This window comes from Enterobacter cloacae complex sp. 382A5, assembly GCF_050031095.1.
GTDB classification, from domain to species: domain Bacteria; phylum Pseudomonadota; class Gammaproteobacteria; order Enterobacterales; family Enterobacteriaceae; genus Enterobacter; species Enterobacter cloacae.
Genome location: NZ_JBLGVK010000001.1, coordinates 2,035,030 through 2,055,559, shown reverse-complemented (window position 1 = coordinate 2,055,559; position 20,530 = coordinate 2,035,030). Strand labels below are relative to the sequence as shown.

The window sequence follows — 20,530 nt, the reverse complement described above, 5'->3', positions numbered from 1 at the left end:
GAGGTAGGAATACCGCCCACATAGAAAACGGCCAGCCTTACGGCTGCTCCGCCAGCGCCACCGAGATTGTAACGGGATAAACGCTGCCACGACATACTAAATATCGCTATATGGAATACGGGTTCCTACACCCGATTGCGGATGTGCCGCAACGCCGTCACTTTACGACCCAGGTAATCGGAATAAAAGCATTAACCCTCATTTTCACCGGGTTACTTTTAGGTTTGCGAGGCTCCTTCCAGAAAGACGGTATCGCTCCCCCAATCCAGCGCACTCACCACCTAATTTTGCCCCGACCTCTTTCACAAAACTGATGTATTGTTTTTAAACCATTCATTCCAGTGCAGGACACCTGACCCATGATCACCATCCTCGGCAAAACCACCTCCATCAACGTGCGTAAAGTCCTCTGGACCTGCGAAGAGGCCGGAATTGCATACCAGCAGGAAGATTACGGCAGCGGATTTGCCTCGACGGAAACGGACGCCTTCCGCGCCCTGAACCCCAACGCCATGGTGCCGGTGTTGATCGACGGCGATTTTGTGCTGTGGGAATCGAATTCAATCTGCCGCTACCTGGTGCGCAAAGCCGGACGCGATGACCTGCTGCCATCTCACCCGCAGGCCTGCGCTAACGTCGAGCGCTGGATGGACTGGCAGGCAACCGAATTCAACAACGCGTGGCGCTATGTCTTCCCGGCGCTGGGGCGCAAAAACCCGGACTATAACGATCCCGCGCGGATTGCCGCCGGGATAAAAGAGTGGAACCACTGCATCGGCATTCTTGAGCAGCAGTTGCAGCGCACCGGCGCCTTTACTGCGGGCGAAACGTTTACGCTTGCAGATGTAGTGTTGGGGCTGTCGGTGAACCGCTGGAAGATGACGCCTTTTGACAAACCCGCGGTGCCTGCCATTGATGCCTGGTTTGAACGTCTTAATCAGCGCCCGGCATTTTTGCGACACGGAAATAACGGCATGGTCTGAATTCCCCACGGCCCTATATTCAGCAAGGATATTTTATTTAATTACAAAACCCTGCATGTCGTCAGAGGGAATAATAATTAAGCCATATCCTGGACTGTCCGTTGTATCGCTTTGCTAGCCTGACATTTCAGGCAAAGCTCACCCCGGAGGTATTCTTGCTGATTAAACTCAAAAAAGAACGAACGCATCAGGAGGATCGCCGGTTAGCCCTCTGGCTGGCGACATCCGCCGGCTTGCTCAACGCCATCGCCCTTGGGGCATTTGGCTTTTTCCCCTCTCACATGACCGGCAATACCTCACAATTATCCAGCGAAGTCTCTTCCACCGATCTGAACGATATTATTTTCTTTGGCTCCATTATTCTGGCGTTTGTCACGGGTGCCATTCTTGCGCGCATTATTGTTATCTGGGGCATTATCCATAATATCCGCCTGGTTTTTTGCCAGATCCTGTTTGTCGAAGGGTTATTACTGACCGGTATTTCGGTTTACGAGATGTATTTCCATGCCCTCACCAGCAACCGCACAATTATTATCTTTCTCTGTGGTCTGATGGGGATCCACAATTCCACCTCCACCCAGCTCTCCAGCGGCCGGGTGAGATCGACGCACATCACCGGCACGCTGACGGACGCGGGAATATCGCTGGCCTCGGTAGTCGTGGCGATGCTGCGCCGGGACTACTCCAAAGATACGGCGGCGCAGAAAAGCCAGCTTAAAACCCACTTAACCACCCTGTTCTCGTTTATTACGGGCGGTATCGCGGGGTTACTCCTGTTCCGGTGGATTGGCTTTAATGCAATGCTGGCGCTGGGTGTCATACTGGCGCTGGTATCCGTTTGTTCCATGATTACCATCGCGGTACGTGTGCGCAAAGTTCGCGCAGCCCTCGGCCGATAGTCAAAACGCAGAGGGCAGAATGTCGCGACAGTTGTGACACCGTCACTTTCATGAAGCCGCTTTAGGACTATTCTGCCCTCACTCAGCCAGCCCTTACCTCATAAGGCTTAATCAAGGTTGTCACTAGTTTCATAGGGTTACTGATTTTCCCCCTTCGCTGGAACCCTTCCCAAACGCTTGCTATAGGTCAACTACCCCTGCCGAAACATGGCATAACAACAGGCAACCGCTGGTTGCGATAACGCATGCGCACAGGGAGACACACCGCAATGCATCCATTACTCAAACGCTCGCTGCTGTTTGTCGGCGCCATTATCGTGGTTCTGGCCCTCCTCACCTGGGGCATTGGGCTGGAGACGATCAAGGCGCGCCAGGTTGACCTGATCTACCTCGGGCAACAGCATTTAATCCTCGTATTTTCCTCGATGTTCTTCGCACTGCTGGTTGGCATTCCGGCGGGTATCCTGCTCAGCCGCCCGGCGGCGCGTGGGGTAGCCGAATACGTGATGCAAATCTTCAACGTCGGCAACACCCTGCCGCCGCTGGCCGTTCTGGCGCTGGCGATGGTGGTGATTGGCATTGGCGATACGCCAGCCATCATCGCCCTGTTTCTTGCCTCGCTGCTGCCGATTGTGCGCAATACCTACGCCGGGCTGTGCTCGGTGCCGTCGTCGTTACTGGAAGCGGCAAACGGAATTGGGATGACCAAATGGCAGCGTCTGCGCCAGGTGGAGTTACCTAACGCCTGGCCGGTGATGCTCTCCGGCATCCGCATCGCCACCGCCATTAATGTGGGTACAGCTCCGCTGGCCTTCCTGATTGGCGCCAGCAGTTACGGCGAGCTGATTTTCCCCGGCATCTACCTGAACGACTTCCCGACGCTGATCCTGGGCGCGGCGGCCACCGCGCTGTTTGCCCTGATCCTTGACACCCTGCTGGCTGCGCTGGGTCGCGTGATGAGTCCCCATCTCGCTCGATAACTATAACAAGGAGCTTTCATGAGACTAATATCCAGCCTGACGGCGCTGTGTGCCGCGGCGCTCTTCACCAGCCAGGCGATAGCCGCCCCGCTGATTCTGGCGACCAAGAGCTTTACCGAGCAGCATATTCTCTCGGCCATGACCGTGCAGTACCTGCAAAAGAAAGGGTTCCAGGTGCAGCCGCAAACCAATATTGCGACCGTTATCTCCCGTAACGCGATGATCAACAAACAAATTGATATGACCTGGGAGTACACCGGTACGTCGTTGATCATCTTTAACCACATCAACAAGCGCATGTCGCCGCAGGAATCTTACGAGACGGTTAAGCGTCTGGACGCGAAGCACGGTCTGGTCTGGCTCAAACCCGCCGATATGAACAACACCTATGCCTTCGCCATGCAGCGTAAACGCGCCGAAGCGGAACATATCAACACCATGTCTGAGATGGTGGCGAAAATTGAGCAGGTCCGTAAAACCAACCCGGACAAAAACTGGCTGCTGGGACTGGATCTTGAGTTTGCCGGGCGCAGCGATGGGATGAAGCCGCTGCAGAAGGCCTACAACATGGCGCTGGACCGTCCGCAGATCCGCCAGATGGATCCCGGTCTGGTGTATAACGCGGTGCGCGACGGTTTTGTTGATGCCGGGCTGATCTACACCACCGACGGCCGCGTGAAAGGTTTCGACCTCAAAGTACTGGAAGATGATAAAGGCTTCTTCCCGAGCTATGCCGTCACCCCGGTGGTGCGCAAAGACACGCTGGAGGCGAACCCGGGGCTGGAAGAGGCGCTTAACACCCTCTCCGCCCAGCTCAACAACGACGTTATCACCGAGCTGAACAAGAAGGTGGATATCGATCATCAGTCACCGCAGCAGGTCGCCCGTGATTTCCTGCGTAGCAATAAGCTGTTGTAGGAGGCGCTATGGAGACGATTCACTACATTCTGGATAACTGGGATTACCTGTTAACCCTGACGCTGCAGCATCTGTGGCTGGTGGCGCTGGCGGTTGGCCTGGCCATTATTATTGGCGTTCCGCTCGGCATTCTAATTGTCCGTCACAAATGGCTGGCGACACCGGTGCTGGGGATTGCGACCATCGTGCTGACCATTCCGTCCATCGCCCTGTTTGGCCTGATGATCCCGCTGTTTTCGCTGATCGGTCAGGGCATTGGCGCCCTGCCCGCCATTACCGCGGTGTTTCTCTACTCGCTGCTGCCGATTGTACGCAACACCCATACCGCGCTGGACAGCCTGCCACCGGGTCTGCGTGAGGCCGGACGCGGCATCGGCATGACCTTCTGGCAGCGGCTGCGCTGGGTTGAAATTCCCATGGCGCTACCGGTGATTTTCGGCGGCATCCGCACCGCCGTGGTGATGAACATCGGCGTAATGGCGATTGCCGCCGTGATTGGCGCGGGCGGCCTGGGCCTGCTGTTGCTTAACGGCATCGGCGGGAGCGATATCCGCATGTTGATTGCGGGGGCGCTGATGATTTGTCTTTTAGCGATTGTGCTCGACTGGCTGCTGCACCGTCTGCAGGTGGTACTGACTCCGAAGGGGATTCGATAATGATAAAACTGGAAAACCTCACCAAACATTTTTCACAGAAGCATGGCCAGACCTTTAAGGCCGTGGACAACGTCAACCTGAACGTACCCGAAGGGGAAATGTGCGTCCTGCTCGGCCCGTCCGGCTGCGGGAAAACCACCACCCTTAAGATGATCAACCGCCTGATTACGCCAAGCAGCGGCACGATCCTGATTAACGGTGAAGACACCAGCGGGATGGATACGGTGACGCTGCGCCGCAACATCGGCTACGTGATTCAGCAAATTGGCCTGTTCCCGAACATGACCATCGAAGAGAACATTACCGTGGTGCCGCGCATGCTGGGCTGGGATAAAGCCCGGTGTAAAACCCGTGCCGAAGAGCTGATGGATATGGTGGCGCTGGATCCGCGTAAGTTTCTTCACCGCTATCCGCGCGAGATGTCCGGCGGCCAGCAGCAACGTATCGGCGTGATCCGCGCGCTGGCGGCCGATCCGCCGGTACTGCTGATGGATGAGCCCTTCGGCGCGGTGGACCCCATCAACCGTGAAGTGATCCAGAACCAGTTTCTGGAGATGCAGCGCAAGCTGAAGAAAACCGTGATGTTGGTCAGCCACGATATCGATGAAGCCCTGAAGCTGGGCGATCGTATCGCCGTTTTCCGTCAGGGGAAGATTGTTCAGTGCGCCAGCCCGGACGAGCTGCTGGCGAAGCCGACGAACGAGTTTGTCGGCTCGTTTGTGGGTCAGGACCGCACCCTGAAGCGCCTGCTGCTGGTGTCGGCAGGCGACGTCACCGACCAGCAGCCTACTATCACGGTACGCGGCTCTACCCCGCTTCCAGAGGCCTTTGCCACCATGGATGATAACGATATCCGCGCCATCACCGTGGTGGACGAGCACGGTAAACCGCTGGGGTTTGTGAAACGCCGGGAAGCGCGCAACGCCAGCGGCACCTGTGCCGATATCCTGCATCCATTCCGTATGACCGGCAAAGCGGAAGATAACCTGCGCGTGGTGCTCTCCCGCCTGTATGAAAGCAACACCAGCTGGATGCCGATTGTGGATGAAGAGGGTCGCTATAACGGCGAGATTTCGCAGGACTATATCGCGGAGTACCTCAGCTCAGGGCGTACGCGCCGGGCGCTGAATATTCACAGTGAAAGTTAATTCTTCCGGCCGGGCTTGCCCGGCTTTTTTTCGCACGCAGACCTTTTGCTAACCCCGTCATTTCCCGCCACAATATTGCATCGACCCCGTTTACTCGCGACCCATGCAACGTCTTCATACTTACCCCGATATCCGCGCGATGTTTCGCCGGCTTCTGATTGCCACCGTCACGGGCGTACTGGCCGCGCTGGCCGTTGCCGTGTTTCGCCACAGCATGTATCTGCTGGAGTGGCTGTTTCTCAGTAACGACAGCGGCAGCCTGGTGAATGCCGCGGCGGCGTTGTCTCCCTGGCGTCGCATGCTCACGCCTGCTCTTGGCGGCCTGGCAGCCGGATTGTTGCTGTGGGGATGGCAGCGGCTGACGGCGCAACGCCCGCATGCGCCAACGGATTATATGGAAGCGCTGGAAACGGGTGACGGGCAGTTCGATTACGGTGCCAGCCTGGTCAAATCCCTGGCGTCACTGCTGGTGGTTTCCAGCGGAAGCGCCATCGGGCGTGAAGGGGCGATGATCCTGCTCGCTGCCCTCGCCGCCTCCTTGTTTGCGCAGCGCTTTACGCCGAAGTCCGAATGGAAATTATGGATAGCCTGCGGGGCGGCGGCGGGAATGGCCAGCGCCTACCACGCGCCGCTAGCCGGAAGCCTGTTTATTGCGGAAATCCTGTTCGGCACGCTGATGCTCGCCTCGCTCGGCCCGGTAGTCATTGCGGCCGTCGTAGCGCTGCTGACGACGCGTCTGTTAAGCCCTGGCGCTACCACGCTGTATGAGGTGCATCTCAGCGAAACGCTCACTGCGGGCGATTACGGGTTGATCGTTATCATCGGTCTGCTGGCGGGCGTCTGCGGCCCGCTGCTGATGTGGCTGATGACGGTTAGCCACGCCCTGTTTCTGCGTCTCAAACTCTCACCCCCCTGGCAGTTGGCGCTCGGGGGGGTGATCGTCGGGCTGTTGTCGCTTCTTACGCCCAAAGTGTGGGGCAATGGCTATAGCGTGGTGCAGTCCTTTCTGCTCTCACCGCCGCTGCTGTCCGTCATTGCGGGCGTGTTTATCTGTAAGCTGCTGGCGGTCCTGGCAAGCAGCGGTTCGGGCGCACCAGGCGGGGTCTTCACGCCGACGCTGTTTGTCGGGCTGGCGACAGGAATGCTCTTTGCGCAGCTTTTTGCGCTGTGGCTGCCGGGTTCTGAAACGGCGATTTTGCTGGGACTGGCGGGGATGGCGACGTTGCTCGCTGCCACGACGCATGCGCCTATTATGTCGGCGCTGATGGTGTGTGAAATGACCGGGCAGTATTTTCTGCTACCCGGCCTGCTGATTGCCTGCGTTGTTGCGTCCGTGCTCTCGCGAACGTTACGCCACGACTCGATCTACGGCCAGCACACTGCCGAGAGCAGAGAGATCGATGTACTGCGCTAGTTCGCGCTGCTCGGCGCGCGGCAAATAAGGCAGTTCGCCCACCAGAGGGCCGGGCAGTTTTTTGCTCAGCACGTCGATGATTTCTGCATAGTGCGCAAGGCCAGGGTTGATACGGTTTGCCACCCAGCCCACTAACGGCAGGCCGTCATTGGCGATCGCCTGCGCCGTCAGCAGCGCATGGTTGATACACCCTTCCTGGATGCCCACCACAATCACCACCGGCAGTTGTTCCTGCACCACCCACTCGGAAAGTGGACGCAAATCGTTCATCAGGCTGCGCCAGCCGCCCGTGCCTTCAACCACAACGTGATCAACCTTCTCGCTCAGGTTCGCCAGCCCATCCGACAGCAGGGTGTAATTGATCAGCCCGCTGTGCGCCACGCTGCTCTCCTCTTCGCTCAGGGCTATAGGATTGACCGCATCATAAGGCAGCTCCAGGGATGAGACGCTTTGTAAAACCAGGGCATCTTTATTGCGCAGCCCCTCTGGCGTCTCTTTACTGCCTTTTGCGACCGGTTTGTACCCTGCAACACGTTTACCGCTTGCTGCCAGCGCCTGTAGCAACGCGCGCGATACAACAGTCTTGCCGACAGAGGTATCTGTACCAGTAACAAAGAAACGCTTAAGCATGACTCATTCCACCTCTTGGGTATGCTTCGAAAATATAAACCAGGTAAATAATTCAGTGGGGGAAGTCTACGGGAAGCGTGCGCTATCCGGCTTGAGATAGCGCAATTTTTAGTAAGTCTGTGGAAAAGAGTTAGCCCTGCAGCAGGCGGATCAGTAAGGAGCCGTTATACATTGCATCTTTCACCAGCGCGGCGCCGGCCATGGTGCCCTGGTTCGAAAACTGCGTGCTTTCGACCACAATGTTTTTGCTGTAGGCGGGCAGCGCCTGCTGATTAATGCAGGCCGAGATCGCCGGGAAGAGGATATCCGCCGCCTGGCTGAGCGGGGAGCCGATCAGGATTTTTTGCGGGTTAAACAGATTCACCATAATGGCGAGAATGCGCCCGACGTTATTCCCTACGCCAGTAATGATGTCCTTAGCCAGCAGATCGCCCTGCCGCGCCGCTGTGCACAAGGAATCTACCGTCAGGGGTTGCCCGTGCAACGAGGAGCTCATGGACTGGCTGAGCCTCACCTGCGCCAGCTCAAGCACACTTTCCACGCTGGCAATGGTCTCAAGGCAGCCGTGGTTGCCGCAGTAGCAGCGTTTCCCGTAGGGATCGACCTGCGTGTGGCCGATCTCCACCAGGCTACTGCTGCCCGCATGCAACAGGCGTCCGTCGGTGATGACGCCCGCCCCGACGTTATGGTCGATCACCACCTGAATGACATCCCGCGCCCCGCGTGACGCGCCAAACAGCGCCTCCGCCATAGTCCAGGCGCTGATGTCATGCTGAATGTAGACCGGTACGCCGGTATGGTTTTTCAGGACCTCACCCAGCGGCATCTCTTTGACGTCTTCATAAAACGGCATGCGGTGCACAATGCCGTTCTCGGTATCAATAATGCCCGGCATGGTGATGGCAATCGCCGTTAAGCGTTCAAGCTTCTGCTGGTGACGAATAAAGAAATGATCGATATGCGTGACAATCGCCTCAAGAAGCGGTTGATCAGCGTTAAGCGGCAGCTCCAGCCGGTCTTCCACCACCAGCTTGCTGCTGAGATCGCGCAGCGCAAGAAAGATCTCACCCCGGCTGATGCGCAGCGACAGGTAATGCCACGCTTCCGTCTCCACCACCAGCCCGACCGCCGGACGACCCCGGCTCCCCGGCTCCTGAATCTCCGTCTCCTGAACCAGGTGGGCTTCCAGCATTTCGCGAACAATCTTGGTAATACTGGCGGGAGCCAGTTGGGCCAGGCGCGACAAATCGATACGCGAAACCGGACCAAGCTGATCAATCAGGCGATATACCGCGCCAGCGTTGGTCTGCTTAATCTGATCAATATGCCCTGGCTGACTATCAGCAACCACCTCGTACTCCCTTATTTTCGAGCTTCGAAATAAACTTTGGGCTATGGTGAAGCACTTGCATGGCCGTCGTCAAATATTTACTTAGCCATGTGATTTACTGCACATTTTTGCCCATTTTTCCCTATAAATATCGCCCGGCAGAGGCGGTGATAAGCTGCTTTTTAAAACGCTGTGCCGCATTGCTCTGTTCATGATGTCTGGACCACACCAGCCACATCTCCGATACCGCATCGTCTTCGGCAAGCGGAACCCAGCACATTTCACGCAATTGTACCCGTTTAAAGGAGGCCGGGAGAATAGAAACCCCCAGCCCGGCGGCGACCAGGCCTATTATTGTCATCGCCTCTCCTACCTCCTGGGTAATGACCGGGGCGAGATCGTAGCGGCGCATCAGGCCCAGAATATCGTCATACAGACCGGTTCCCACCTGCGGGTCGAAAAAGACAAACGGCTCTTTCGCCAGCTCCGCCAGCGTGACGGCAGGTTGCGACGCCAGGGGGTGATCGCGCGGGATCATCGCCATCAGCGGCTCGCGCAGGATCACCTGCCACGCCAGCGAATCCGGCAGTTGAGTGTTGCGCATCAGCCCTAAATCCAGCGCCCCTTCATTCAGCGGAGCTATTTGTTCCCTGGTATTAATTTCGCGCGTCTGAATATGCACGTCCGGGAAGTCACGGCGAAACGACGACAGGGTTTGCGAGACGGCGCTGATAAACGGGGCAGACGAGGTAAACCCGATGCGCAATTCACCGGCTTCCCCCAGGTAGAGCCGCTCTGCGCGGGCGGCGGCGTCGTCAACCATGCTCAGAATTTGTCGGCTGTCGGCCAGAAACTGCCTGCCTGCCGCCGTCAGGCTCACGCTACGGTTGGTGCGGGCGAGAAGACGGGCGCCAATCTGCTGCTCCAGGATCTGAATTTGCTGGCTGAGCGGCGGCTGCGAAATGTTCAGGCGCGCGGCGGCGCGGCCAAAATGGAGTTCTTCTGCCACCGCGACAAAGTAGCGTAAATGACGCAGTTCGATATTCATATTTTATATGTATCATTTGAGATTATTAATATATTAGACAGAATATTTACATTTTCCTACCCTGAAGAGGTGGTCATACCCGTCACCAGAAACCACGGGGATGTTTAAGCAAGGAACATGTGTGAGTCGTACATCTACCGTTGATATCGAACCGGCACGCGATATCGATGATTTACCCGCAGCTTCTCAGCCGGCGCAGTTTATTAAACGTGGTACCTCCCAATTTATGCGCGTCACGCTGGCGCTGTTCTCAGCCGGTCTGGCAACCTTTGCCCTGCTCTACTGCGTTCAGCCTATCCTTCCCGTGCTGTCACATGAGTTTGGTGTCTCACCGGCCAGCAGCAGTATTTCTCTCTCTATTTCAACCGGGATGCTGGCTGTCGGCCTGCTTTTTACCGGCCCTCTCTCTGATGCCATTGGGCGTAAACAGGTGATGGTGACCGCGCTGATGCTGGCGTCGGTTTGTACGTTGCTCTCCACCATGATGACCAGCTGGCACGGGATCCTGATGATGCGCGCGCTCATCGGGTTATCCCTCAGCGGCGTGGCGGCGGTCGGGATGACCTATCTCAGCGAAGAGATCCACCCGAGCTTTGTCGCGTTCTCCATGGGGCTGTACATCAGCGGGAACTCCATTGGCGGTATGAGCGGACGCCTGCTGAGCGGCGTGTTTACAGACTTCTTTACCTGGCGCATTGCGCTGGCGGTGATTGGCTGCTTTGCACTGGCCTCTGCGCTGATGTTCTGGAAAATTCTGCCGGAATCACGCCACTTCCGCCCCACCTCCCTGCGTCCGAAAACGCTGTTTATCAACTTCCGCCTGCACTGGCGGGATAAAGGGCTGCCGCGGCTGTTCCTGACCGGCTTCCTGCTGATGGGATCGTTCGTCACGCTGTTTAACTATATTGGCTATCGTCTGATGCTTTCGCCGTGGCATCTTAGCCAGGCGGTGGTGGGCCTGCTCTCCGTGGCGTATCTGACCGGGACCTGGAGCTCGCCAAAAGCCGGAGCGATGACCGCCCGCTATGGCCGTGGGCCGGTGATGCTGGTCTCAACCGCCGTGATGTTGCTGGGCCTGTTGTTGACGCTCTTCTCGTCCCTGTGGCTAATTTTCACCGGAATGCTGCTCTTCTCTGCCGGTTTCTTCGCCGCGCATTCCGTTGCCAGCAGCTGGATTGGCCCGCGCGCCCGTCGTGCCAAAGGCCAGGCATCCTCTTTGTATCTGTTTAGCTATTATCTTGGCTCCAGCTTCGCCGGGACACTGGGCGGCGTGTTCTGGCACAACTACGGCTGGAACGGCGTGGGCGGGTTTATCGCGCTGATGCTGTGTGGGGCGCTGCTGGTGGGAGCCAGTCTTCATAAACGTCTGAGATAACAAGCCTGCGGGCTGATGTCCGGTAAGACGAACGATCCAGATAAACGGCACCAGCGTACTGGTGCCGTTTTTACATTCAGGAATCCCAGGCCTGCTCTATCTTAGCGGCTTCAAACTGCGGAGGCGGTTTGCGGAAACGGCGCGTCAGCCATGTCAGGTAAAGGACCCCCAGTGCCGCCCAGATGAGGCCAAGCGTCAGGGATGTCGCCTCGAGATTTATCCACAGCACGCCGACCGTGACGGCACCAATGAGTGGCAACAGGAGATAGTGGAACCGATCTTTCCACGTTTTGTTCAGCCCCTTACGCCGCCAGAAATGGTTGTACACCGAGAGATTAACAAACGTAAACGCCACCAGCGCGCCAAAGTTGATCAGCGCCGTCGCGGTCACGAGGTCAAAGTACAGGGCCGACAGCGCCACTATCCCTACCATAATGACGTTCAGGGCCGGAGTACGCCATTTCGGATGCACGTAGCCAAACACCCGCTCCGGAAAGACGTTGTCACGCCCCATTACATACAATAAGCGTGAGACGCTGGCATGTGAGGCCAGGCCTGAAGCGAGCGTATTCACAAACGTGGTACACAGAAACACCGACTGGAAGAGCTTGCCGCCCACGTACAGCGCAATTTCCGGCAGCGCGGCGTCCGGGTTCTTGAAGCGCGCGATCGTCGGGAAGAAGAGCTGCATGAAAAACGAGGCAACAATGAATATCAGCCCGCCATACAGTGCGGTCAGGAAAATGGCTTTGGGAATCACCCGCGCCGCGTTTGGCGTCTCTTCCGACAGCGTGGTGACCGCGTCAAAGCCGAGGAAAGAGAAGCAGACGATAGTCGCGCCGGTAATAATCGGGATCAGATGTGCGTTCTCGCTGATAAACGGCTGCATCGACCAGACGGTGCCAACGCCCTCCCCCTTGTGCAAACCATGTACCACGAGTATGACAAACACCACCATGATGGCGATCTGCACCAGCACAAACAGGGTGTTGAAGTTGGCGACCAAATTAACACTCTTCAGGTTCGCCAGCGTCAGGATCGTCACAAACCCTACCACCCACACCCACGGTGGGACTTCCGGGAACAATGCGGAAAGGTAGATCTTCGCCAGCAGCACGTTGATCATCGGCAGGAAGAGATAGTCCAGCAGCGATGACCAGCCGACCATAAAACCCAGATGGGGTCCGATCGATTTCTGCGTGTAGGTGTACGCAGAGCCCGCTTCCGGGAACTGTCGTACCAGTTTGCCATAGCTGATGGCGGTAAACATGACGCCCGCCAGCGCCAGGAGATACGAGGCGGGCACGTGGCCATTGCTGATACCGGACACAATGCCGAAGGTATCAAACACGGTCATGGGGGTGAGGTAAGCCAGCCCCATCATCACCACCTGCCAGAGCTTGAGGGAACTGCGCAGCCGGGTTCTTCCGGCCATGCCCGGCGAATCAAGAGATGTGTTAGTCGCCATAGACCATCCCCCCCATGCTTACCGTGGTTTGCAATCGCGTTGACCTTAACGCAAACCTGCTTAGCAAAGGGGGAAGTTGTAAAGAACATACGCGATCGTACCAGCGCAGCGTCTCTCGCTCGCACTCACAGCAGGCGCCTGACTGGCCCCCTTCGCCCTGCGGATAGTTGAACATCTGCATCATTTCCTACCTCGTCACACAGTGTCGTTAAGAAAGTCCCTGTGCCGCCTGCGCTCCATAACGCGACTCCCGGGAGATAGCTGGCGTGCCAGCGAACAGTTCGGCCAGGCTCCGCGCAGGCCGTTTGGTGATACGTATGCAATGAAACAAAGCGGCCCCTGACCGGGGCACGTCATCAGGCGTTTTTCAGCATCCACTCGATTTCAGTTTCGGTAATCAGGCGTTCGAACTGCAGTAATTCATCATTTTTGCAGGCGTGATAGACGTGGCAGAAACGTTCGCCCAGCCGCTCGCGAAGGTGATCGTTTTGCATAAATTCCCACAGCGCATCGCTCTGACGAATCGGGAACGGCAATCCGTCCTGCTCCAGACCATTGCCTTCAACTTCTTCCTGCAGGAGTAAATCGTTATCCAGCCCGTGTAAAATGCCGGCAAAAATCGCCGCCATCACCAGATACGGATTCGCGTCTGCTCCCGCCACCCGGTATTCGACCCGGTGGTTATGGCGATCGCCGCAGGGGATACGCAGGGCAACCGTGCGATTATTGTGTCCCCATGACGCCTGCGTCGGCACGTACATTCCCGGCTGGAAACGGCGGTAGGAGTTGACGTTCGGCGCCAGCAGCGCCATGGACGCTGGCATCAGATCGATCATCCCGGCCAGCGCGCGTTTCAGCAGCGCGGAATCCTCACCGCTGGCGTCTGCGAACACGTTTTCGCCTCTGTTGTTTTGCATGCTGATGTGGATATGCATCCCGCTGCCCGCATGTTCTTCATACGGCTTTGCCATAAACGTGGCGTGCATCTTGTGTTTTTCCGCCATCTGCCTGACGAGACGTTTTAACGCCAGCGCATCATCGCAGGCATCCAGCACGTTTTCCGTATGGTGCAGGTTAATCTCAAACTGGCCCGGGGAGGCTTCAGCCACTGCCCCGTCGGCGGGGATCAACTGCAGCTGCGCCAGTTCGTCAATGTCATTCAGCACGTCAGCAAAGTGGTTGAGATTATCAACCGAGTAGACCTGACTCTGCGTGTTACGCACGTCGGTGCCCGGCGCGCAGGGTGGCTGCAGATAGCCGTCGGCATCGCGTTTACGGTCAAGTAAATAGAACTCCAGCTCTACCGCTACCACGGGGAACAGACCGCGCTGGCGCAGCTGCTGCCAGAGTCGGTTGAGTACGTTCCGCGGCTCAACGTCAAAGGGAGCGCCATCTTCATCGACCATGGTGAGCTGCACCTGACCAATGTATTCCGGGTCGGCGGCGGAGGGTGTCAGGGTGCCCGGCACCGGCACACAGATACAGTCCGGCTCGCCCAGCTCCTGCCCCAGCCCTGCCTCTTCCACAACGTTACCCAGAATGTCCATGGCGAAAACCGATGCCGGGAAATAGCAGCCTTTTTCAAGTTTGTTCAGTCCGGCAACCGGGATGCGTTTGCCACGAAAACAGCCGTTCAGGTCGGTCAGGAGGACATCAATAAACTGGGTGTCAGGATACTTTTCTAAATAGCGCTTCACTTCCTGCGTAAAGGCGCTGCCCCGCCTCTCATCCGTGTGCTGCACAAAGTTCTCAACTTCTACGATATTGGTTTCCATGATTTACCACCGTTTTTGGGATTTGCGTTCGCTGCTCTGGACTGTCAAATATAATGTCCACACTATCGAATCTGTATGCAAACAAATTGTTTGTCAAATGTTAAATTAAGTTTGCAAAAGGCAGATCTCGTTGCTAGATTGAGAAAATATTGAACGAAAAGGCCGTTTCACAGGCGAGAATGGCCTAAATTTAGTCCACTTTGTGAGGGCGATCATGGAAAATATAATGAACAAGCCAGTTATTGGCGTGGTGATGTGCAGAAACAGGCTTAAGGGTCATGAGACCCAGACCCTGCAAGAAAAGTACCTGAATGCCATTATTAACGCGGGGGGCTTACCTGTTGCCTTACCGCATGCGCTGGCAGAGCCAGAGCTTATTACCGCTCTGCTGCCAACCCTGGACGGAATTTACCTGCCGGGCAGCCCAAGTAACGTGCAGCCGCACCTTTATGGTGAAAACGGCGATGAGCCTGACGCCGATCCCGGGCGAGATCTTCTGAGTATGGCGCTGATTGCTGCCGCGCTCGAAAGGCGCATCCCCATTTTCGCCATCTGCCGGGGGCTGCAGGAAATGGTTGTTGCCACGGGAGGGACGCTGTATCGCCGCCTGTTCGAGCAGAACGACCTGCTTGAGCACCGGGAAGATCCTGAACTGCCGGTTGAGCTACAATACGCCCCTTCTCATGAAGTTCAGGTCCAGGAGGGAGGACTGCTGTCTCAATTAATACCAGGCTGTAACACATTTTGGGTAAACTCGTTACACGGGCAAGGTGCACGGACGTTAGGACCACGGCTCCGCGTGGAGGCCCGCTCGACGGACGGGCTCGTCGAAGCGGTCAGCGTTCATGACCACCCTTTTGCCCTCGGCGTGCAATGGCACCCCGAATGGAACAGCAGCGAGTACGCCCTGTCACGCATGTTGTTTGAAGGTTTTATCACCGCCTGTCAAAGCCACATTGCCGAGAAGCAACGGCTTTGACCACTACCGTAAAGGAAATGCAACTATGAGCGATGACGGACTGGCGCCAGGGAAACGTCTGTCTGAGATCCGTCAGCAATTGGGTCTCTCGCAGCGGCGTGCCGCCGAACTGTCTGGGTTAACACACAGTGCCATCAGCACCATTGAGCAGGACAAAGTCAGTCCTGCCATCAGTACGCTGCAAAAGCTGCTGAAAGTTTATGGGCTGTCGCTCTCGGAATTCTTTTCGGAACCGGAAAAACCTGATGAACCGCAGGTGGTTATTAATCAGGAAGACCTTATCGAAATAGGCAGTCAGGGGGTTTCGATGAAGCTGGTTCATAACGGAAATCCGAACCGTACGCTGGCGATGATTTTTGAAACTTACCAGCCAGGAACCACGACCGGAGAGAGGATCAAACACCAGGGTGAGGAGATCGGTACGATACTGGAAGGTGAAATAGTGCTGACCATTAATGGCCAGCCTTATCACCTGGTTGCGGGGCAAAGCTATGCCATTAATACCGGCATACCGCACAGCTTCAGCAACACCTCGGCAGGCATCTGCCGCATTATCAGTGCCCACACCCCCACCACGTTCTAATTACCACTCAGTCCCGGCGTAAGTGCGCTTACGCCGGGACAAATAAAAACGATCAATGTCGGCATTCAGCGGGTTAATTCCCGGGATGCCTCACGGCTTCGTATTGCCTGAAACGGCCATGACCTTATTTATCTGATTGCGAAAGAAAGGAGTGAATATGCATTTTCAGCACCTGACTTACTGGCAGGATAAAGCAAAAAACAGCGCCATTGAGACCCGGTTATTTATTAACGGTGCCTATTGTGACGCCGCCGATAATGCCACGTTTGAAACCGTCAATCCCGCGACACAACAGACGCTGGCGAACGTGGCCCGGGGCAAGCAGGCGGACGTGGACCGTGCAGTCCAGGCGGCGCGTGAGGTATTTGAACGCGGTGACTGGTCGCAGGCGTCTCCGGCGCAGCGCAAGGCCGTGCTCAATAAGCTCGCCGATTTGATGGAACGCCACGGCGAAGAGCTGGCCTTACTGGAAACACTGGACACCGGTAAACCCATCCGCCACAGCCTGCGCGACGATATTCCCGGCGCGGCGCGCGCCATTCGCTGGTACGCCGAAGCGGCGGATAAAGTCTACGGCGAAGTGGCACCTACGGGGCCGGGCGAACTGGCGATGATCGTGCGCGAGCCGATCGGGGTGGTTGCGGCCATCGTTCCCTGGAACTTCCCGCTGCTGCTGGCCTGCTGGAAGCTGGGCCCGGCACTGATCGCGGGCAACAGCGTGGTATTGAAACCGTCGGAGAAATCGCCACTCACCGCCCTGCGTTTGGTCGGGCTGGCGAAAGAGGCAGGCCTGCCGGACGGCGTACTGAATGTGATAAGCGGTTACGGCCACGAAGCGGGCCAGGCGCTGGCACTGCATCCAGAAGTCGAGGTGCTGACGTTTACCGGCTCTACCCGTACCGGCAAGCAGCTGTTGAAGGACGCGGGAGAAAGCAACATGAAGCGCGTCTGGCTGGAGGCGGGCGGCAAGAGCGCCAACATTATATTTGCCGACTGTCCGGACCTCGACAAAGCCGTGAGCGCGACCGCCGCCGGGATTTTTTATAACCAGGGGCAAGTCTGTATCGCCGGTACCCGCCTGCTACTCGAAGACAGCATCGCCGACGACTTTCTGGCAAAGCTAAAAGCGCAGGCCCGTCACTGGCAGCCGGGCGATCCGCTCAACCCTGACAGCACGATGGGCATGCTCATCGACGCTGCACATGCCGATACCGTCCACACGTTTATTCGCGAGGGAACCCGAAAAGGTACGCTGCTGCTTGACGGGCGGGAACAAGCATGGCCTTGTGCAGTCGGTCCCACCATTTTTGTCGACATCGATCCTGCCTCCCCGCTGTGCCGGGAAGAGATTTTCGGGCCGGTGCTGGTCGTCACCCGTTTTAAAACCGAAGAAGAAGCCTTAACGCTGGCCAACGACAGTGAATATGGGCTTGGCGCGGCGGTATGGACCCGCGATCTTTCCCGCGCGCACCGCATGAGCCGCCGCCTGAAAGCAGGCTCGGTCTTCGTCAATAACTATAACGACGGCGATATGACCGTACCCTTTGGCGGCTATAAGCAGAGCGGCAACGGTCGCGATAAGTCCCTGCACGCGCTGGAAAAATTTACTGAACTGAAAACCATCTGGATTGCCCTGGAGTCTCAATCATGACCGAACATACCACCAGCTACTACGCGGCCAGCGCGAACGCTTACGAACCTTTCCCGACGCTTAACGAGTCGATCAGCTGTGACGTGTGCGTGGTGGGCGGCGGCTATACCGGCCTCTCCTCCGCGCTGCATCTCGCCGAAATGGGCTACGACGTGGTGCTCCTTGAAGGGGCGCGCATCGGCTTCGGCGCCAGCGGACGCAACGGCGGCCAGCTGGTTAACTCTTACAGCCGCGATATCGACGTGATTGAGAAAAACTACGGACCCGATGCCGCCAGAGTCCTCGGGAGCATGATGTTTGAAGGCGGGGAGATCATCCGGGAGCGTATCCAGCGCTATCAGATCCAGTGCGACTATCGTCCCGGCGGGCTGTTTGTGGCGCTAAACCATAAGCAACTTGAGACGCTGGAGGAGCAAAAAGCCAACTGGGAACGCTACGGGAATACGCAGCTGGAGTTGCTGGACGCCAGTGCCATCCGCCGGGAGGTCGACAGCGAACGCTATACCGGCGCGCTGCTGGACCGCAGCGGGGGGCATATTCATCCACTGAACCTGGCGATCGGCGAAGCAGACGCCATTCGCCTGAACGGCGGACGGGTGTATGAACAGTCCCCGGTGACCGCCATTCAGCACACCAGCCCGGCTGTGGTAAGCACGCAGCATGGCCAGGTGACGGCCCGCTACGTGATCGTCGCCGGGAATGCCTATCTGGGCGATAAGATAGAACCGGAACTGGCAAAACGCAGCATGCCTTGCGGCACTCAGGTTGTGACCACCGCCCCGCTGCCGGAAGCGGTCGTCCGCACGCTGATCCCCAATAACTACTGCGTGGAAGATTGTAACTACCTGCTGGATTACTACCGTCTTACCGCCGACAACCGCCTGCTGTACGGCGGTGGCGTCGTCTATGGCGCGCGCGATCCGGACGATGTCGAGCGTCTGGTGATGCCAAAGCTACTGAAAACCTTCCCACAGCTGGCTGGCGTCAAAATCGACTACCGCTGGACGGGCAACTTCCTGCTGACCCTGTCGCGCATGCCGCAGTTTGGTCGTCTGGATAAAAACATCTATTACATGCAGGGCTACAGCGGCCACGGCGTGACCTGCACCCACCTGGCCGGACGGCTGATCTCGGAACTGTTGCGCGGTGACGCTGAGCGCTTTGATGCGTTTGCCAACCTTCCGCACTACCCCTTCCCGGGCGGTCGCAGCCTGCGGATTCCATTCACGGCGATGGGCGCGGCGTATTACAGCCTGCGCGATCGTCTTGGCGTATGAGCGTTTCGACAAAAGGGTATCTGACATGAGTAACCAGGAATTTCATCAGCGTAGACTTTCTGCCACCCCGCGCGGCGTAGGCGTAATGTGTGATTTCTTTGCCCGCACGGCGGAGAATGCCACGCTTACCGACGTGGAAGGCAACGACTATATTGATTTCGCCGCCGGGATCGCGGTACTGAATACCGGCCATCGGCATCCTGCACTGGTGGCTGCAGTGGAAAAACAGCTTCACCAGTTCACCCACACGGCCTACCAGATTGTGCCGTATGAAAGCTACGTTTCATTAGCCGAAAAACTTAACGAGCTGGCTCCGGTGCAGAGCCCGGCCAAAACGGCATTCTTCACAACGGGCGCGGAAGCGGTGGAAAATGCCATTAAAATCGCCCGGGCCCACACCGGCAGACCGGGCGTGATTGCCTTCGGAGGAGGCTTTCACGGTCGAACCTATATGACCATGGCCTTAACCGGCAAGGTCGCGCCTTATAAGCTGGGATTTGGCCCCTTCCCGGGGTCGGTTTATCACGTGCCCTATCCCTCGGAGCTGCACGGCATCACGACGCAGGATGCCATCACGGCGATAGAACGTCTGTTCAAAGCAGACATTGAGGCGAAACAGGTAGCGGCGATTATTTTTGAACCCATTCAGGGTGAAGGCGGCTTCAACGTCGCCCCGCCAGATCTGGTGGCCGCCATCCGCCGTATCTGTGATGAACACGGGATCGTGATGATTGCCGACGAAGTACAGAGCGGCTTCGCCCGTACGGGGAAACTGTTTGCCATGGAACACTACGCCGACAAGCCCGACCTGATGACGATGGCGAAAAGCCTGGCAGGCGGAATGCCGCTGTCCGGCGTGGTGGGCCGCGCCGAAATCATGGACGCGCCGGCGCCCGGCGGTCTGGGGGGGACCTATGCAGGCAACCCGCTGGCGGTGGCCGCCGCGCACGCGGTGCTGAATATTATCGACAACGAGTCACTGTGCGCCCGCGCCCGGCATCTGGGCGATCGACTGAAAGCCACCCTGGAAGAGATTCAGGGCACCTTCCCTGCGCTCGTGGCGATAAGGGGAAGAGGATCGATGATTGCGGCGGAGTTTTTTGATCCCGAGAGCCGTGCACCTTCGGCCGCCATCGCGCAGGCGATCCAGCAAAAAGCACTCGCCCAGGGCCTGCTGTTATTGATCTGCGGCCAGTACGGCAACGTGATCCGCTTCCTTTATCCGCTGACCATTCCGGATGCCCAGTTCACCCAGGCGCTGGCGATCTTGCAACAGGTTATGCGTGATAAGACCTAAGTAACCACCGAAAACCGTCTCCCGGCATTCCGGAGACGGTTTCAACGGAGGAGATCGGCTTAGATTTCCTCCGTGTGGGAAATGCTGGGGAATTTGGTCTGTTTCATTGTATGCTCCCT

The 20,530-nt window shown here is 57.3% G+C and carries 19 protein-coding genes; 13 read left to right on the top strand and 6 right to left on the bottom strand.

Annotated elements, in window-relative coordinates; all coding sequences use genetic code 11:
* Positions 1 to 359 precede the first annotated feature (359 nt).
* The 7 genes from ACQG2G_RS09785 to clcB all read left to right on the top strand — a co-directional run bounded on the left by ACQG2G_RS09785 (position 360) and on the right by clcB (position 6,998).
* Complete coding sequence (locus ACQG2G_RS09785) at positions 360 to 983, top strand: glutathione S-transferase family protein (protein WP_061772583.1); 624 nt, start codon at positions 360 to 362, stop codon at positions 981 to 983.
* A gap of 155 nt (positions 984 to 1,138) precedes the next feature.
* Positions 1,139 to 1,882, top strand: coding sequence for a YoaK family protein (locus ACQG2G_RS09780; protein ID WP_014831711.1), 744 nt, complete (start codon positions 1,139 to 1,141; stop codon positions 1,880 to 1,882).
* 269 nt (positions 1,883 to 2,151) lie between these two features.
* Positions 2,152 to 2,862 (top strand): osmoprotectant ABC transporter permease OsmY, encoded by a 711-nt coding sequence (gene osmY / locus ACQG2G_RS09775; protein WP_013096821.1) that lies wholly within the window; start codon positions 2,152 to 2,154, stop codon positions 2,860 to 2,862.
* An 18-nt stretch (positions 2,863 to 2,880) separates the two neighbouring features.
* On the top strand, positions 2,881 to 3,780 hold the full coding sequence (gene osmX / locus ACQG2G_RS09770) for an osmoprotectant ABC transporter substrate-binding protein OsmX (RefSeq protein WP_061772582.1): 900 nt from the start codon (positions 2,881 to 2,883) through the stop codon (positions 3,778 to 3,780).
* Between the two features lie 8 nt (positions 3,781 to 3,788).
* Positions 3,789 to 4,436: an osmoprotectant ABC transporter permease OsmW gene (osmW, locus tag ACQG2G_RS09765; protein ID WP_006808875.1), complete on the top strand. Its 648-nt coding sequence runs from the start codon at positions 3,789 to 3,791 to the stop codon at positions 4,434 to 4,436.
* Positions 4,436 to 5,584, top strand: a complete 1,149-nt coding sequence (gene osmV / locus ACQG2G_RS09760) for an osmoprotectant ABC transporter ATP-binding protein OsmV (protein ID WP_061772581.1) — start codon at positions 4,436 to 4,438, stop codon at positions 5,582 to 5,584. The genes osmW and osmV overlap by 1 nt, the downstream gene beginning before the upstream one ends.
* Positions 5,585 to 5,687: 103 nt before the next feature.
* A complete protein-coding gene (gene clcB, locus ACQG2G_RS09755; protein ID WP_248766861.1) occupies positions 5,688 to 6,998 on the top strand; it encodes a voltage-gated ClC-type chloride channel ClcB in 1,311 nt (436 codons plus the stop codon).
* Here clcB and bioD read toward each other — a convergent pair.
* The 3 genes from bioD to ACQG2G_RS09740 form a co-directional block, all read right to left on the bottom strand.
* On the bottom strand, positions 6,933 to 7,628 hold the full coding sequence (gene bioD, locus ACQG2G_RS09750) for a dethiobiotin synthase (RefSeq protein ID WP_248766860.1): 696 nt from the start codon (positions 7,626 to 7,628) through the stop codon (positions 6,933 to 6,935). The two genes, clcB and bioD, sit on opposite strands and share 66 nt — an antisense overlap.
* A gap of 130 nt (positions 7,629 to 7,758) precedes the next feature.
* Positions 7,759 to 8,979 carry a sugar metabolism global transcriptional regulator Mlc gene (mlc, locus tag ACQG2G_RS09745; protein WP_013096827.1) on the bottom strand — a complete coding sequence of 407 codons (1,221 nt, stop codon included), beginning with the start codon at positions 8,977 to 8,979 and terminating at the stop codon, positions 7,759 to 7,761.
* A 121-nt stretch (positions 8,980 to 9,100) separates the two neighbouring features.
* Positions 9,101 to 10,006: a LysR family transcriptional regulator gene (locus ACQG2G_RS09740; protein WP_248766859.1), complete on the bottom strand. Its 906-nt coding sequence runs from the start codon at positions 10,004 to 10,006 to the stop codon at positions 9,101 to 9,103.
* A 121-nt stretch (positions 10,007 to 10,127) separates the two neighbouring features.
* On the opposite strand from ACQG2G_RS09740, the gene ACQG2G_RS09735 reads away from it, so the two are divergent.
* Positions 10,128 to 11,381, top strand: coding sequence for an MFS transporter (locus ACQG2G_RS09735; protein WP_094084207.1), 1,254 nt, complete (start codon positions 10,128 to 10,130; stop codon positions 11,379 to 11,381).
* A gap of 76 nt (positions 11,382 to 11,457) precedes the next feature.
* Here ACQG2G_RS09735 and ACQG2G_RS09730 read toward each other — a convergent pair whose 3' ends face one another.
* From ACQG2G_RS09730 to ACQG2G_RS09720, 3 genes are all read right to left on the bottom strand, one after another.
* Entirely contained in the window at positions 11,458 to 12,849 is a 1,392-nt protein-coding gene (locus ACQG2G_RS09730; protein WP_061772043.1) for an APC family permease, read from the bottom strand.
* Entirely contained in the window at positions 12,839 to 13,024 is a 186-nt protein-coding gene (locus ACQG2G_RS09725) for a hypothetical protein (protein WP_418250462.1), read from the bottom strand. The genes ACQG2G_RS09730 and ACQG2G_RS09725 overlap by 11 nt, the downstream gene beginning before the upstream one ends.
* 181 nt (positions 13,025 to 13,205) lie before the next feature.
* Complete coding sequence (locus ACQG2G_RS09720) at positions 13,206 to 14,624, bottom strand: glutamine synthetase family protein (RefSeq protein ID WP_248766858.1); 1,419 nt, start codon at positions 14,622 to 14,624, stop codon at positions 13,206 to 13,208.
* A 214-nt stretch (positions 14,625 to 14,838) separates the two neighbouring features.
* On the opposite strand from ACQG2G_RS09720, the gene puuD reads away from it, so the two are divergent.
* The 5 genes from puuD to puuE all read left to right on the top strand — a co-directional run bounded on the left by puuD (position 14,839) and on the right by puuE (position 20,411).
* Positions 14,839 to 15,603 carry a gamma-glutamyl-gamma-aminobutyrate hydrolase gene (gene puuD, locus ACQG2G_RS09715; RefSeq protein ID WP_014831700.1) on the top strand — a complete coding sequence of 255 codons (765 nt, stop codon included), beginning with the start codon at positions 14,839 to 14,841 and terminating at the stop codon, positions 15,601 to 15,603.
* Positions 15,604 to 15,628: 25 nt separating this feature from the next.
* On the top strand, positions 15,629 to 16,186 hold the full coding sequence (puuR, locus tag ACQG2G_RS09710; protein ID WP_013096835.1) for an HTH-type transcriptional regulator PuuR: 558 nt from the start codon (positions 15,629 to 15,631) through the stop codon (positions 16,184 to 16,186).
* A 157-nt stretch (positions 16,187 to 16,343) separates the two neighbouring features.
* The gene (gene puuC, locus ACQG2G_RS09705; RefSeq protein WP_057072713.1) at positions 16,344 to 17,837 is read left to right on the top strand and encodes an aldehyde dehydrogenase PuuC; all 1,494 of its coding nucleotides are present in this window, start codon (positions 16,344 to 16,346) and stop codon (positions 17,835 to 17,837) included.
* Positions 17,834 to 19,114 carry an NAD(P)/FAD-dependent oxidoreductase gene (locus ACQG2G_RS09700; protein ID WP_013096837.1) on the top strand — a complete coding sequence of 427 codons (1,281 nt, stop codon included), beginning with the start codon at positions 17,834 to 17,836 and terminating at the stop codon, positions 19,112 to 19,114. The genes puuC and ACQG2G_RS09700 overlap by 4 nt, the downstream gene beginning before the upstream one ends.
* Positions 19,115 to 19,139: 25 nt before the next feature.
* Positions 19,140 to 20,411: a 4-aminobutyrate transaminase gene (gene puuE / locus ACQG2G_RS09695; protein ID WP_236275887.1), complete on the top strand. Its 1,272-nt coding sequence runs from the start codon at positions 19,140 to 19,142 to the stop codon at positions 20,409 to 20,411.
* Positions 20,412 to 20,530 lie beyond the last annotated feature (119 nt).

Excerpts from the sequence above, each read along its gene's own strand:
- puuE (WP_236275887.1), top strand. The coding sequence starts at position 19,140 with ATGAGTAACCAGGAATTTCATCAGCGTAGACTTTCTGCCACCCCGCGC.
- osmY (WP_013096821.1), top strand. The coding sequence starts at position 2,152 with ATGCATCCATTACTCAAACGCTCGCTGCTGTTTGTCGGCGCCATTATC.
- ACQG2G_RS09740 (WP_248766859.1), bottom strand. The coding sequence starts at position 10,006 with ATGAATATCGAACTGCGTCATTTACGCTACTTTGTCGCGGTGGCAGAA.
- clcB (WP_248766861.1), top strand. The coding sequence starts at position 5,688 with ATGCAACGTCTTCATACTTACCCCGATATCCGCGCGATGTTTCGCCGG.
- osmX (WP_061772582.1), top strand. The coding sequence starts at position 2,881 with ATGAGACTAATATCCAGCCTGACGGCGCTGTGTGCCGCGGCGCTCTTC.
- puuC (WP_057072713.1), top strand. The coding sequence starts at position 16,344 with ATGCATTTTCAGCACCTGACTTACTGGCAGGATAAAGCAAAAAACAGC.
- osmV (WP_061772581.1), top strand. The coding sequence starts at position 4,436 with ATGATAAAACTGGAAAACCTCACCAAACATTTTTCACAGAAGCATGGC.
- osmW (WP_006808875.1), top strand. The coding sequence starts at position 3,789 with ATGGAGACGATTCACTACATTCTGGATAACTGGGATTACCTGTTAACC.
- ACQG2G_RS09720 (WP_248766858.1), bottom strand. The coding sequence starts at position 14,624 with ATGGAAACCAATATCGTAGAAGTTGAGAACTTTGTGCAGCACACGGAT.
- bioD (WP_248766860.1), bottom strand. The coding sequence starts at position 7,628 with ATGCTTAAGCGTTTCTTTGTTACTGGTACAGATACCTCTGTCGGCAAG.
- ACQG2G_RS09730 (WP_061772043.1), bottom strand. The coding sequence starts at position 12,849 with ATGGCGACTAACACATCTCTTGATTCGCCGGGCATGGCCGGAAGAACC.
- ACQG2G_RS09785 (WP_061772583.1), top strand. The coding sequence starts at position 360 with ATGATCACCATCCTCGGCAAAACCACCTCCATCAACGTGCGTAAAGTC.
- ACQG2G_RS09700 (WP_013096837.1), top strand. The coding sequence starts at position 17,834 with ATGACCGAACATACCACCAGCTACTACGCGGCCAGCGCGAACGCTTAC.
- puuR (WP_013096835.1), top strand. The coding sequence starts at position 15,629 with ATGAGCGATGACGGACTGGCGCCAGGGAAACGTCTGTCTGAGATCCGT.
- ACQG2G_RS09725 (WP_418250462.1), bottom strand. The coding sequence starts at position 13,024 with ATGTTCAACTATCCGCAGGGCGAAGGGGGCCAGTCAGGCGCCTGCTGT.
- puuD (WP_014831700.1), top strand. The coding sequence starts at position 14,839 with ATGGAAAATATAATGAACAAGCCAGTTATTGGCGTGGTGATGTGCAGA.